Annotated in this window: 11 protein-coding genes; 1 reads left to right on the top strand and 10 read right to left on the bottom strand. The window is 46.5% G+C overall.

Features of this window, described 5'->3' with window-relative positions:
* Positions 1–4: 4 nt before the first annotated feature.
* The 3 genes from carA to secA form a co-directional block, all read right to left on the bottom strand.
* Positions 5–1,144 carry a glutamine-hydrolyzing carbamoyl-phosphate synthase small subunit gene (gene carA, locus RH89_RS00320; RefSeq protein ID WP_004397763.1) on the bottom strand — a complete coding sequence of 380 codons (1,140 nt, stop codon included), beginning with the start codon at positions 1,142–1,144 and terminating at the stop codon, positions 5–7.
* Between the two features lie 481 nt (positions 1,145–1,625).
* Positions 1,626–2,435, bottom strand: coding sequence for a 4-hydroxy-tetrahydrodipicolinate reductase (gene dapB, locus RH89_RS00315; RefSeq protein WP_004397761.1), 810 nt, complete (start codon positions 2,433–2,435; stop codon positions 1,626–1,628).
* Between the two features lie 142 nt (positions 2,436–2,577).
* Positions 2,578–5,301 (bottom strand): preprotein translocase subunit SecA, encoded by a 2,724-nt coding sequence (secA, locus tag RH89_RS00310; protein ID WP_004397759.1) that lies wholly within the window; start codon positions 5,299–5,301, stop codon positions 2,578–2,580.
* 352 nt (positions 5,302–5,653) lie between these two features.
* On the opposite strand from secA, the gene RH89_RS00305 reads away from it, so the two are divergent.
* On the top strand, positions 5,654–6,124 hold the full coding sequence (locus tag RH89_RS00305; RefSeq protein WP_004397758.1) for a DUF721 domain-containing protein: 471 nt from the start codon (positions 5,654–5,656) through the stop codon (positions 6,122–6,124).
* 64 nt (positions 6,125–6,188) lie between these two features.
* Here the strand turns inward: RH89_RS00305 and lpxC are convergent, their stop codons facing one another.
* The 7 genes from lpxC to ftsW all read right to left on the bottom strand — a co-directional run bounded on the left by lpxC (position 6,189) and on the right by ftsW (position 14,433).
* Positions 6,189–7,106, bottom strand: coding sequence for a UDP-3-O-acyl-N-acetylglucosamine deacetylase (lpxC, locus tag RH89_RS00300; RefSeq protein ID WP_004397756.1), 918 nt, complete (start codon positions 7,104–7,106; stop codon positions 6,189–6,191).
* A 96-nt stretch (positions 7,107–7,202) separates the two neighbouring features.
* Positions 7,203–8,435 (bottom strand): cell division protein FtsZ, encoded by a 1,233-nt coding sequence (ftsZ, locus tag RH89_RS00295; RefSeq protein WP_004397753.1) that lies wholly within the window; start codon positions 8,433–8,435, stop codon positions 7,203–7,205.
* 30 nt (positions 8,436–8,465) lie between these two features.
* Positions 8,466–9,731, bottom strand: a complete 1,266-nt coding sequence (ftsA, locus tag RH89_RS00290) for a cell division protein FtsA (RefSeq protein ID WP_004397751.1) — start codon at positions 9,729–9,731, stop codon at positions 8,466–8,468.
* The gene (locus RH89_RS00285; RefSeq protein ID WP_004397749.1) at positions 9,724–10,512 is read right to left on the bottom strand and encodes a cell division protein FtsQ/DivIB; all 789 of its coding nucleotides are present in this window, start codon (positions 10,510–10,512) and stop codon (positions 9,724–9,726) included. Before RH89_RS00285 ends, ftsA begins: the two co-directional genes overlap by 8 nt.
* 191 nt (positions 10,513–10,703) lie before the next feature.
* Entirely contained in the window at positions 10,704–12,167 is a 1,464-nt protein-coding gene (gene murC, locus RH89_RS00280) for a UDP-N-acetylmuramate--L-alanine ligase (RefSeq protein WP_004397747.1), read from the bottom strand.
* A 21-nt stretch (positions 12,168–12,188) separates the two neighbouring features.
* Positions 12,189–13,253, bottom strand: a complete 1,065-nt coding sequence (murG, locus tag RH89_RS00275) for an undecaprenyldiphospho-muramoylpentapeptide beta-N-acetylglucosaminyltransferase (protein WP_004397745.1) — start codon at positions 13,251–13,253, stop codon at positions 12,189–12,191.
* The gene (gene ftsW, locus RH89_RS00270) at positions 13,240–14,433 is read right to left on the bottom strand and encodes a cell division protein FtsW (RefSeq protein WP_038124735.1); all 1,194 of its coding nucleotides are present in this window, start codon (positions 14,431–14,433) and stop codon (positions 13,240–13,242) included. The genes murG and ftsW overlap by 14 nt, the downstream gene beginning before the upstream one ends.
* Positions 14,434–14,450: the final 17 nt, after the last annotated feature.

Raw genomic sequence — 14,450 nt, 5'->3', positions numbered from 1 at the left:
CAAATTACGCTGAGTGCTGTTTAATAAGGTCGATGAAGTGGTCAAATAGCGGCGCAGCGTCGTGTGGACCTGGGCTTGCTTCTGGGTGACCCTGGAAGCTGAACGCTGGCTTATCGGTACGGTGAATGCCTTGCAAAGAACCGTCAAACAGAGACTTGTGCGTAGCACGCAGGTTCTCAGGCAATGTCTCTTCATCCGCAGCAAAACCGTGGTTCTGAGAGGTAATCATCACAACGTTGCGGTCAAGATCTTTTACTGGGTGGTTAGCACCGTGGTGACCAAACTTCATCTTCACTGTCTGAGCGCCAGATGCCAGTGCCAGGATCTGGTGTCCAAGACAGATACCGAAGATTGGAAGCCCCTTTTCAAGGAACACTTTGGTCGCCTCGATAGCGTAAGTACATGGCTCTGGGTCACCAGGACCGTTAGACAGGAAAACGCCATCTGGGTTAAGTGCCAGAACTTCTTCTGCAGATGTTTCAGCAGGAACAACCGTTAGGCGGCAGCCTCGGTCAACAAGCATGCGCAGGATGTTGCGTTTTGCACCGAAGTCGTAAGCGACAACGTGGTATGGCAATTCACTGTCGTCTTTCGCTTCTGGAAGACCACTCTCGAGCGTCCACGAGCCTTGTTTCCATTGATACGCTTCTTTTGTAGTAACTTCTTTCGCAAGGTCCATTCCTTTCAAGCCAGGGAATTCTTTTGCTTTTGCCAGAGCCAAAGCTTCATCAAGGTTGTTGCCAGCAACAATACAACCGTTCTGAGCGCCTTTCTCACGAAGTAGACGTGTCAGCTTACGTGTATCGATATCGGCGATGCCAACGATGTTTTGAGACTTAAGGTAATCAGAAAGAGACTGTTCGTTGCGGAAATTAGAAGCGATAAGAGGGAGATCGCGAATCACAAGGCCTTGTGCGTGGATTGAAGAGGATTCTTCGTCTTCGGAGTTTGTTCCGGTATTGCCAATGTGAGGATAAGTAAGAGTAACGATTTGTTGAGAATAGGAAGGATCGGTGAGGATTTCTTGGTACCCCGTCATCGAGGTGTTAAAAACGACTTCACCAACAGCTGAGCCATCTGCTCCAATGGATTGTCCATGGAACACAGTCCCGTCTTCTAGGACTAACAGTGCTGACTTACTCAAGGCAACCTCCAGAATAAAAATGCATAATTAGTGTATTTAATTGCAAATTCTACCATGTATTCGCGATAAAAACGCGTTTTCAGGGAATTCAGACAAATTGGCGGTATTCTAGTGATCACTGTGATTTGTGTCAACATTCTCAGTAAAAGAAATTTATCATTTGTCTGCTAAAACACATTAATCGCTGTTAAAGCCATATAAATGTAACTTATCTACCTGTAAGTCGGCTCAAAACACACACTATTCATGAATTTTACCGTCATTTTTGCAGAAACCATGTAAAAACCATAAGTTGTAAAACGCAAACGTTCATCACAGTACAGTTAAATGTATTTTTAAGTCATTAAGATTGGAATTTGTACGGAAAGCCTTAAATAGCGATAAAAACAGAGCTTAATTTGACAGGTTTGCAGAGATAATTTAGAGAAGAATTGTGTCAGAAACACAATGCGCCAGAGGGCTCTGGCGCATAATTATTTAATTAAAGCTCGTTTAGACCAAGAACGTCTGTCATGGTGTAGAAGCCTGCAGGTTTACTTGCTAACCAGACTGCCGCCTTGACTGCACCGTTTGCAAAAGTCATACGATCAGTGGCTTTGTGAGTAATTTCTACTCGTTCACCAATGTCTGCGAACATTGCGGTATGCTCACCAACAATATCGCCTGCACGAATCGTAGCGAAGCCAATTTCATCTTTGGTTCGTTCACCTGTGATACCTTCACGAGCGTAAACAGCGACATCACTTAACTGATTGCCCATGACACCGGCTATTGCCTCTCCCATGCCAATTGCTGTACCTGATGGCGCATCAACCTTATGACGATGGTGCGCTTCAACGATTTCAACATCGCAATAGTCACCCATCACTTTGGCGGCTTTTTCCAGCAGCTTGAATACTAGGTTGACACCAACGCTGTAGTTTGGCGCCATAACGATTGGAACGGATTTCGCTGCTTCATCAATTTGAGCACGCTCTTCATCGGTAAAACCCGTCGTACCAATAACAATTTGCTTGCCATGCGCTTTACACAGTTCGATGTTCGCTAAAGTGCTCACCGGGGCTGTAAAGTCAATGATTACGTCAAAGTCAGCAACCGCTTTGGCAAAGTCATCGACAACAGCGACTTCAAAGCGACCTTCGCCACACAGTTCTCCGGCATCAACGCCAATTAAGGAAGATTCTGGTCTTTCAGAGGCTGCGCCGAGCTGCGCATCAGAATTCAGGTGGGTAGCTTTAACTAGATTGCGGCCCATACGGCCTGCTGCTCCTGCAATCGCAATTTTTACCATTGCGTCAGTTCTCCATTTGTTACGATGTGATCAATGTAACGTAAAGGGCAGAAAGTTACCACAGTTAAACAAGGTTTATTATTTATACAGAAAGCAGATACAAAAAGAGCCGCAATTGCGGCTCTTTCTCGGTTCACGGTAATTAGATCTTACCGTGACACTGTTTGTATTTCTTACCACTTCCACATGGACATGGCTCGTTTCGACCCACTTTACGCTCATCACGCTGAACTGGCTGCTGTGAACCTTCAGAAGATTCATCATCTGCGAGTTGGTTTTCAGCCTGCTGATGCTGGAATTGAGCTCGACGAGCGGCTTCCTCTGCCTGTGCACGACGCTGAGCTTCCATGCGCTCTACTTCTTCTTCCTGCTGAACTCGAACTTTACTTAATACAGTAATCACGTCGAATTTCAGAGAGTCCAGCAGACCTTCAAACAACTCAAACGATTCACGCTTGTACTCTTGCTTCGGGTTCTTCTGAGCGTAGCCACGAAGGTGAATACCCTGACGCAAGTGATCCATTGCCGCCAGGTGCTCTTTCCAAAGCGTATCCAGAGTTTGAAGCATCACAGATTTTTCGAAGTTGCGAAGAATGTTCTCACCCACCACGCCTTCTTTCTCTTTGTATACTTCAACTGCTGTCGCAAGGATCTTCTCACGTAGCGCTTCTTCGTACAGTTTGTCGTCTTCGTCCAACCAGCTCTGAATTGGCATTTCCAAATCGAAGTCTGCTTTCAGGCGATCTTCAAGACCTTTAACATCCCACATATCCTCCAGAGATTGTGGTGGAATGTATTCGTTGATGACGCTATCGAACACGTCCTCACGGTTTTGTTCGATCATGTCACTGATGTCGTCAACGTTCATCAGTTCATCACGCAGTTCGTACACTACCTTACGCTGATCATTGGCAACGTCATCAAACTCAAGAAGCTGTTTACGGATGTCGAAGTTACGACCTTCCACTTTACGCTGTGCTTTTTCGATTGAGCGAGACAACATCTTACTTTCGATCGCTTCACCTTCTTCCATACCACTTTGGATAAGGCTGGCCATACGATCAGAGGTAAAGATACGCAGTAGGGAATCTTCCATCGACAGGTAGAAACGAGAAGAACCAGCATCACCCTGACGACCAGAACGACCACGCAACTGGTTATCGATACGACGAGATTCATGACGCTCTGTACCAATGATATGCAGACCACCCGCTTCAAGCACTTTGTCGTGAACTTCTTTCCAGTCTGCTTTGATTTGTTCAATCTGCTCTTGAGATGGGTTATCCAGCTTATCTAGCTTCGCCTGCCAGCTACCACCCAACACGATGTCAGTACCACGACCAGCCATGTTGGTTGCGATGGTAACCGCACCCGGTGTACCCGCTTCTGCGACAATCTCTGCTTCTTTCTCGTGGAACTTAGCGTTAAGAACGTTGTGCTTAATTTTGGCTTTCTTCAGCGCGTTAGATAGCAATTCCGACTTTTCTATGGAAACCGTACCTACCAGCGATGGCTGACCCTTCGCGACTCGTTCTTTGATGTCTTCAATGATAGCGTTGAATTTCTCTGTTTCGGTGCGGTAAACGACATCCGGCATGTCATCACGAATCATCGGTTTGTTGGTTGGGATAACCACAGTTTCCAGACCGTAAATAGACTGGAATTCGAATGCTTCGGTATCAGCTGTACCTGTCATGCCTGAAAGCTTTTCATACAGACGGAAGAAATTCTGGAAAGTGATGGAAGCCAGCGTTTGGTTTTCATTTTGAATCTTAACGCCTTCTTTTGCCTCAACTGCTTGATGAAGACCTTCAGACCAGCGACGACCAGGCATTGTACGACCAGTATGTTCGTCAACAATCACAACTTCATCATCTTCATTAACGATGTAGTCAACGTTGCGCTCAAACAATACGTGAGCACGCAATGCGGCATTCACATGGTGAAGCAAGCTGATGTTTGTTGGTGAGTAAAGCGTATCGCCTTCTTCCATCAAACCGTTTTTGATCATCAGTTCTTCAACAAACTCCTGACCATTTTCGGTTAGGTGCACCTGCTTTGATTTCTCGTCCAAGGTGTAGTGACCATCACCACGGTATTCTTCGGTATCTTCCTTTTCCTGACGAACAAGGTGAGGAATGAGCGTGTTGATTCGTGTGTAAAGATCAGAGCTGTCTTCAGCAGGACCAGAGATAATAAGAGGTGTACGCGCTTCATCGATTAGGATGGAGTCCACCTCATCGACTACCGCAAAGAAACGCTCGCGTTGAACACGATCTTCACTGCGGAAAGCCATGTTGTCACGTAGGTAGTCGAAACCAAATTCGTTGTTTGTCCCGTATAGGATGTCTGCCTGGTAAGCTTCTTTTTTCGCCATTGGAGGCATGTTTGGTACGTTGACGCCAACGGTCATACCAAGGAATTCAAATAATGGGCGGTTAGTTTCCGCATCACGGGAAGCCAGGTAGTCGTTCACCGTTACAATGTGAACACCTTTACCAGGTAGTGCGTTTAGGTAGGCTGGCAAGGTCGCCGTTAGCGTTTTACCTTCACCAGTACGCATCTCTGCGATTTGACCGCTGTTAAGAACCATACCACCAATCAACTGAACGTCGAAATGGCGCATGCCGTAAACACGTTTAGACGCTTCACGAACCGTCGCAAAAGCTTCTGGTAGAAGGCTGTCTAGAGTATCACCTTTTTCTAGACGCTCACGAAACTCAACGGTTTTCGCTTTCAGTTCTTCATCGGATAGCGCTTCAAACTCTGGCTCGTAATTATTAATTTCTTTAACTATTTTTCTCAGGCGACGCAGAGTTCGGTCATTGCGGCTGCCAATCACTTTTGTCAGTAGCTTAGTTATCATTTTCAGTGAATCTCTCTGTTTAGATCGTGCTCGATCTATCCTTGTAACTATCAGTCTCTACCAGTTCCAAACTAAGAATACTGAGATACATCATGTTTGTAAGAATATTGAGGCGGCTTAATGGAAATTCAAGCGCCAATCCTAATTTTCGAATTTGGCACGTATATTAAGGGATTCTCTTGTTGACAACCACGGCTAATAGCAATTGTTTGAGACAGGTATAGAAAAATTCGGTGTTCGAGCAAGAAACCCTCAAGTTTCCTTGATACGTATGCCCAAGTAACTCTAAGAAGCTTGGTATTCCTTGACTTGTGCTCTACACTCTCGACAAAACCGTTGTAAAGAGGTGGCTATGCGCGATCACCGCCCAACCCTGACAAAAGATTTACTTGAGTCCCAGCAGTTGAGCAAGTTGCAAGAGCACGCACGTCAAATTAATGACTTAAATACTGTGCTCAAATCTATTCTAGCTCCCAGTTTGCTGGAGCATTGTCGTGCGGCCAATATCAAAGATAATCACCTGGTGATTGAGGCTGCCAGTGCATCGGTGCAGATGAAGCTGAATTACGACAGGTTGAACATCCTGAGTCAGCTTCGATCTAAAGGCTATGCGAAGTTAATGGGGGTGGAAATTCGAATCAACCCCGCCCTTTATCGAGGGCAAGTACATCAGGAAAAAGATGAAGAGTGGCAAGAGGTGCCCGTTTCTGAAGTTGCTGCGGAGTTTCTAAAGACCACAGCCAACATGCCTTCAGCAACACCAAAGATCAAACAACGGCTGGAAAATATTGCCAAGCTTGCGGAAAAAAATAAGCAGTCATAATACAAATTTAAGACACAAAAAAGCCGAGCTTCTTCTGCTCGGCTTTTCTAATTCTGTCTTAAGCTTACGCCAAAACCATATTTGGTTCACCGAAAGCAACTGGTGAGCCTGCTTCTTCTTCGAAGGTTGCCCATTCCCAAGCTTCCTGATCGGCTAGCACTGCACGCAAGACTTTATTGTTTAGAGCATGCCCTGATTTGTAAGCACGCAACTCACCAACAATGCTGTGACCGCACATGTACAGGTCACCGATAGCATCCAGTACTTTGTGCACCACAAACTCGTTGTGGAAACGCAGACCTTCTTCGTTGAGAATGCGGTATTCATCCAAAACGATGGCACAGTCAAAGCTACCACCTAAACATAGGTTTTGAGATTGCAAGTACTCAATATCTTTCATGAAACCGAAAGTACGAGCTCTTGAAATGTCTTTGACAAACGCCTGAGAAGAGAAATCGAAAAGTAGGTGCTGTTCATCAGATTCAATCGCAGGGTGGTCGAATTCAATTTCGAAATCCATGCGGAAACCATCATGCGGAACCAATTCAGCCCACTTATCGCCATCTTCTACGCGGATTTTCTTCTTAATACGAATAAATCGCTTAGGAGCGTTTAGTGTTTCGATGCCAGCTGATTGAAGTAGGTAAACAAACGGGCTCGCACTGCCATCCATAATAGGAATCTCTGGAGCGTCTACTTCAACGATAACGTTGTCGATACCCATACCAGCAAGTGCGGCATTTAGGTGCTCAACGGTTGAGATACGGATACCGTCGTCGTTAACCAGTGCGGTACAAAGCATGGTGTCGCGAACGGATTCTGGATCGGCTGGGAAATCAACAGGTGGATTCATATCCGTTCTGCGATAGATAACCCCTGTGTTTGCCGGAGCTGGACGAAGAGTAAGTGTGACTTTTCTACCCGAGTGTAATCCCACTCCGGTTGTTTTCACCATCTCTTTCAGAGTTCTTTGTCTGATCATTACCTACCCCTACTGCGCATACAGCCTGTGCGACCGTAAAATTCGACCGCACATGCTACCACGTTTCTGACGAATATCAATATTTTCGTACAATAATCAGTCAGCTTGGCGTCTTAAGAACGCTGGAATGTCCAAGTAACCGTTTTCTTTCTCTTGCTTAGGTGCAGTGTTTGCACCACTTTGAGCAGGAGTAGAAGGGTTAGCTGGCGCTGCAGGCTGACTCTTCACCTCATCACCTTTCGGCAAGTTATTTGCTTGCAAAGGCTGTGCCGTTTTTTCTTCAACTTTGGCTGCCGGAGCAGACGCTTGTTGAGCTGGCGTGGTGTTTTGTGGTTTCGAAGCCCCTGTTACTAAAGTAATTTCTGGCTTTTTCTCGTTACCAATTCCGGTTGCAACGACCGTTACGCGGATTTCATCAGTCATATCTGGGTCCAGAGATGTACCGATAACCACCGTCGCATTGTCAGATGCAAACGCTTTTACAGTATTACCGACAGTTTCGAATTCGTCCAGACGCATATCCAAACCTGCAGTGATATTCACAAGAACACCGCGCGCGCCTGCCAAATCAATGTCTTCAAGAAGAGGGCTAGAAATTGCCGTCTCTGCCGCTTCTTCTGCACGATCTTCCCCTTTGGAAACACCGCTACCCATCATTGCATGACCCATTTCAGACATCACAGTACGAACGTCTGCGAAGTCGACGTTAATCATGCCAGGGCGAGTAATCAGTTCTGCAATACCTTGAACAGCATTTTTCAGCACGTCATTCGCGCTCGCAAACGCTTCAAGTAAAGTGACACCACGTCCCAGTACTTTAAGCAGCTTCTCATTTGGAATCGTAATTAGAGAATCAACATGCTTCGAAAGCTCTTCGATACCCTGCTCGGCAAAAGCCAGACGCTTTTTACCTTCGAAACCAAACGGTTTAGTTACAACGGCTACAGTTAGAATGCCCAGCTCTTTTGCGACCTCCGCAATTACTGGTGCTGCACCTGTACCTGTACCACCGCCCATACCGGCTGCTATAAATACCATATCGGCACCGGTGAGAATTTCTTTAAGTCTGTCTCTGTCTTCTAAAGCCGCTTCACGACCAACCTGAGGGTTTGCGCCCGCACCCAGACCTTTAGTGATGTCACCACCAATCTGAATGACACTGCTGACGCTTGTTTTACGAAGTGCTTGAGCATCTGTGTTGACACTGATGAATTCCACGCCTTCAATAGATTCACGTACCATGTGCTCGACGGCGTTACCACCGCCACCACCAACTCCAACGACTTTAATTACAGCATCGTCAGACATTTCCATCATCGGTTCAAACATTTGTTATCTCCGTTTTTCCTGTTTCTCAGGTTAAAACTCTTTCTGTATCCAATTACGCATTTTCTGAAACAACCCAGTGACATTATTTTGTCGCTTAGGTTCGTTATAGTCACCTTCTTCAGAGAATTGACTGTCCTTTGCGTAATGAAGTAATCCAACTGCCGTAGAATGATACGGCGCTTTTACGTAATCGGTAAGACCGCTGACTTCCAGAGGCTTACCTACTCTAACCTGGTTGCGGAATACCCTTTCAGCACATTCCACAATCCCTTCAATTTGTGAGGCTCCGCCCGTTAATACAACCCCGGCTGCCAAGTGGTGTTTAATGCCCTCAGCTCGGAGTTTATCCTGAACCGTATCTATGGTCTGGTTTACCAAGCCCATAAGTTCAGTATATCTGGGCTCTATCACTTCGGATAGTGTTTGCCGTTGCAAACTTCGCGATGGTCTTCCTCCAACGCTTGGCACATTTACTGTGTCATCTTTGGAAACAAGCTCACTTAATGCGCAACCGTATTTCACTTTTATCTCTTCAGCATCGCTGACAGGAGTACCAAAAGCAAATGCGATGTCGCTTGTTACGGCGTTTCCAGCATAAGAAAAGACTTCTGTATGCCTTAATGCACCGCCCGTCCATATCGATACGTCCATAGTGCCCGCACCAATATCGACGACACAAACGCCGAGCTCTCGTTCATCCTCTGTAATGACCGCATTACTTGATGCGAGACCAGAGAAAACCAACTGCTCGACTTTCAATCCGCAACGCTCAACTGCTTTTATGATATTTCTCGCCATGTCGTTGTGGCAAGAAATCAGATGAACGCTTACCTCCATTCTTACTCCTGATAATCCAAGCGGGTTCTTAATGCCTTCTTGGTAATCAATAGTAAATTCTTGAGGAATTACATGTAAAATTCGCTGCTCGTCGCCGATTTTTATCGACTTTGCAGTGTGGATCGCCCGATCCATATCGTCTTGGGACACTTCTTCGTCTGAAATTGTCCCCATGCCTTTTTCAATACGGCTGGCGATGTGTCGACCAGAAAGTGAAATAAATACTTTGCTGATCTGGCATTCCGCCATGAGTTCCGCTTGATCAATAGCTCGCTGTACTGACTTAACCACAGATTCAAGATCGTTGACGCCACCTTTGTCCATGCCTCTGGACGGACTGGTCCCAGCGCCAATAATATTTATCTGTCCATCTGGCAGGCATTCACCTACCAAGGCGGAAACGGTCGCAGTACCAATATCAAGACCAACAATGATGTTGTCATCTGTGGTTTTAGTCATCTGTGCTCTCTTGTACTAAATCCTGATCTGGAAACCAACCAATTGCCGCTCCCGTATCATATCGTAAGTCGATATGACTAATCTGTTGCGATTTTGAACCAAGCTTTTGATAAAGCGCAACAAAACGTGCTATTCGTTCAATAAGTGATTCTTTTCCCAACTCCAGGCGTATCCCACTGGTCAAAATCACTTGCCAAGCTCGCCTGTCGTTCAGTAAAACCGAAGAAACCTCTAAGTCTATTGGATTCAATTGCGCCTGAATTTTATGCCACGCTTCCAAAACTTGATGGTGGCTCCCTTCGGGACCGTAGAGTTTAATCTTATCGTTTGTCAGTTCTGCAATATCGGCGTTAAAAACATTGCCTTCCATGTTCAACATGGAAATGCCATTCCAGATGGCCTGCGCTTCATGTTCAACCAGATACACTTTTACCGTGTCTGGCCACTGTTTACGAATCGAAACGTGAGAAACCCAAGGTAACGTTAACAGTGCATCTTGAAGTTGGTCGACGTCTTGGGACATAAACGTACCGATATGTTCCAGAGATGCGAATGCACTTTGTACATTCTCTGCCTTCACATGGGTTAACTCACCTTGCAAAACCAACTTCGATAATGGCAACCGTTGCTCATCCAACATCCAGTTTAAAGTTGAAAAGAGCAGCCAGCCGATAAACAAGACCACGATCACCAAGAAACTCAGCCCCCACCAGTTTGGCGAGGTTTTGTCTGCGACGATGTCGTACGCTTCTATTTCGTTTTCCTGGCTCACTGAGTACATACCAATGCAATCGACTTTTTCACGATATTCTTATTCAATTCGGAGCAGAACATCCAAAAACCAAAGATCATTCGCCTGATTTACTCAAACTAGCGATTATACTGACCGCTATCCCATAGTCCATTAACCATAGAAATAAATATGGTCTAGTGTGACACACCGGACAAAAAACAGGCGAATTAACGGCTTGGCTACTGGCTCTCGCCCATACGTTCCACGTTCAACTCTAAGCGTTCTAGTTCCTTGGCAACCTTACCCACATCTCCCGCACCTTGAGTCAAAACCAGATCGCCTTCTTGGATTACATTGGCAAGAACGCTTGGCAAACTGTCTCTGTCCGGGACAAAAATAGGATCGATTTTTCCTCTGCTTCGGATGGTTCGGCACAGTGAGCGCCCATCAGCACCCGCAATTGGCGCTTCACCTGCTGAATACACATCCAGCATGAGCAATACATCCACCTTCTCTAAAACATTAGCAAAATCATCGTATAAGTCACGAGTTCGGCTGTATCGATGCGGCTGAAACACCATGACAAGGCGTTTATCTTCCCAACCAGCTCGTGCTGCCTGAATGGTGACATCGACTTCACTAGGGTGGTGACCGTAATCGTCCACCAGCATAGCGACACCATTTCCTGTTTCGAATTCACCAAGATGATCAAAGCGTCGACCAGTACCCTGAGTACCCGCCATCGCCTTTAAAATCGCGTCATCAGACACATCATCTTCCGTTGCAACCGCAATCGCAGCGGAAGCATTCAAAGCATTGTGTTTACCCGGGATATTCAGAGTAATATCCAAATCCGCTTTCCCTTGGCGAACAACAGTGAACTTACCTTGCTGCCCTTCCTGGCGGTAATTTTCTATGCGAACGTCTGCATCTTCTGAGAAACCATACGTAATTACCTGACGACTGACGCTCGGAATCAGTTCGCGAACCACAGGATCGTCAATGCACATGATAGCCTGACCATAGAAAGGCAAATTGTGAAGGAAGTCGATGAAGGTTTGTTTAAGCGTTTCAAAATCGCCACCATAGGTATCCATATGGTCGGCTTCAATGTTGGTGACAATGCTCACCATAGGTTGAAGGTGTAGGAAGGATGCATCACTTTCGTCGGCTTCAGCAATCAGGATACGGCTTGAGCCCAAGCGTGCATTGGTTCCTGCGCTTTTCACCAGCCCGCCGTTAACAAACGTAGGATCGAGACCCGCTTCCGAATAAATTTGTGTCACTAAAGCCGTCGTGGTGGTTTTACCGTGAGTACCAGCGACAGCAATCCCATGTCGAAAACGCATTAACTCAGCCAGCATTTCAGCACGGCGTACCACCGGGATGCGCCTTTCTTTAGCGGCTACAAGCTCCGGGTTTTCCTGAGAAATGGCGGTTGAAACAACCACGACACTGGCTTTTTCAACGTTACTCGCATCGTGACCAAAATAGATAGTGGCACCTTTGCTGCTCAGTCTTTCAGTCACTGGGTTTTCAGCCAGATCGGAGCCGGAAATATGGTAGCCTTCGTTTAGCAGCACTTCGGCAATTCCACTCATACCCGCACCACCGATACCGACAAAGTGAATGGACTTCACCCTTCTCATTTCAGGCACCATTGCGCGGATTTGAGAGATATCTTGATTGTGTTCGATTGTCATAGGTGATTTCTCTTTATCGGTTTACGATTTTTGTGTCAGTTGGGCGATGGCTTGAGCCACTTCTTGATCGGCGTTTGGTTTTGCGGCTTCACGTGCCTTGATTGCCATTTCAGACAAAGCATTGCGGTCTAACTGCCTAATCGCATCAGTCAGTTTTTCGGCAGTTAAGTCAGGCTGTTCAATCATCTGGGCTGCACCAGCTTCCACAAGATGATCGGCATTCAGAGCTTGCTGGCGATCTTTGTGCATGAAAGGAATGAAAATAGCCCCTACACCCGCCGCAGAGATTTCAGATACGGTTAGCGCTCCAGAGCGGCAAACCACAAGATCTGCCCACTCATAGGCAGCAGATACGTTATCAATGAACTCCGTCACCTCTGCCTGAATACCGGCTTTTTCATAGTCAGCCTTGACTGACTCTTGATTGCCTTTACCAGCCTGATGACGAATGGTAAAGCCGTCACCAAGCAATTTGGCTGATTCTGGTAGTGTAGTATTCAGAATTCGAGCGCCCTGGCTACCACCCATAACCAAGATTCGGATGTCTCCTACACGCGTTTCCAGTCGAGACTCTGGAGAGTTGATGGCAATAACGTCCTGTCTGACTGGGTTACCCACCACGGGTACATCTTTGAATGCTCCCGGAAAGGCCTGAAAGACCTTAGTAGCAATTTTTGAAAGCCATTGATTCGTTAATCCAGCAACCGCATTTTGTTCATGAAGAACAAGGGGGATACCAGACATCCATGCAGCCACACCACCAGGACCACTCACGTAGCCCCCCATGCCGAGCACTACGTCTGGCTGCCAGGCTTTTATGTGTTTCTTAGCTTGAAATATGGCATTCAGGATCTGAAAAGGTGCTTTGATCAGCTTGAGGATGCCTTGCCCACGAAGCCCCTTCACCTTAATAAAGTCAATTTCAATACCATGCTTTGGCACAAGGTCAGCTTCCATTCGATCCGCCGTTCCAAGCCAACGAATTTCCCATCCTTGTTCTTGTAAGCATTTGGCTACTGCCAAGCCCGGAAAGACGTGTCCTCCGGTACCGCCAGCCATCACCAGTAATCTCTTATGCTGTTTCATTTTTTATCTTTTTTGTCGATACATTCTGTTGCTGTGCCATTCGCCGTTCATGGTCTATTCGCATCAATATGGCAACGGCAACAGACATTACAATTAAACTCGAGCCGCCATAACTAATGAGTGGCAGCGTCAATCCTTTGGTCGGCACCATGCCAGCAGCAGCACCAACATTCACAAGAGTTTGGAAAGCAAACCAGATTCCGATGCCAAAAGCCATATAGCCTCCAAACATCTGCTTCTCATCAAAGGCTTTCTTTCCAATCAAAATGGCTTTGAGAACCAAGGCGAAAATCAGAATCAGTACAATGGTTACGCCGACAAAACCCAGCTCTTCTGCAATCACGGCAAACACAAAGTCGGTGTGCGCTTCTGGCAAATATTCAAGCTTTTGAATCGAATTTCCCAGCCCCTGACCAAACCATCCACCACGTCCAAATGCCATCAGAGACTGAGTTAACTGATAGCCGCTTCCAAATGGGTCATCCCATGGATCCAAGAATGAGGTTACACGTCTGACACGGTAAGGCTCTACCAAGATCAGCACCACTACGCCGGCAATTCCAACCATCATAAGCGCGAGAAACTGCCAGAGTTTCGCTCCCGCAATAAACAGCAAACCAAACATGGTGACCAGCATTACGATCACGGTCCCTAAATCCGGTTGCCCAAGCAGTAACAGTGCGACTAATCCAAACACGATAATGGGCTTCATAAACCCACCAAAGAAAGTACTGCGAACTTCCTCTTGCTTACGCACAAGATAGCCCGACATAAACATGAAGAGCGAAAGCTTGGTTAACTCGGCTGGCTGTAGGTTAAAAATGCCCAAAGGTATCCAGCGTGATGCGCCGTTTACGGATTTCCCCGCAACAAGGACGATTATCAATAGAACAAAGCACAGCCCAAGCAAGTAGTGGCTGTGGCGGAACCATCTGTCCATAGGAATCTGAACGACAACCGTCGCAGCAATCAAACCGGCAACGCAAAAGACCAGCTGCTTGTACATGAAATAAAACGGCGTGTCGGTCAGACGGCTACTCACGGGAAAAGATGCGGACGTCACCATCACCAGTCCAATCAGCATTAAGCCAAAAGACAGCCAAAGTAGCTGTCTGTCAAATAGGGCTTTAGGTGCGGGTTCGAATAACCAGCTTTTGCTATCGGAGAAGAAGTCTGAGATGCGTCCCAATCGAAATT

The organism is Vibrio nigripulchritudo ATCC 27043 (genome assembly GCF_000222685.1).
Taxonomy (GTDB): domain Bacteria; phylum Pseudomonadota; class Gammaproteobacteria; order Enterobacterales; family Vibrionaceae; genus Vibrio; species Vibrio nigripulchritudo.
This window is presented reverse-complemented; position numbering and strand designations above follow the sequence as displayed.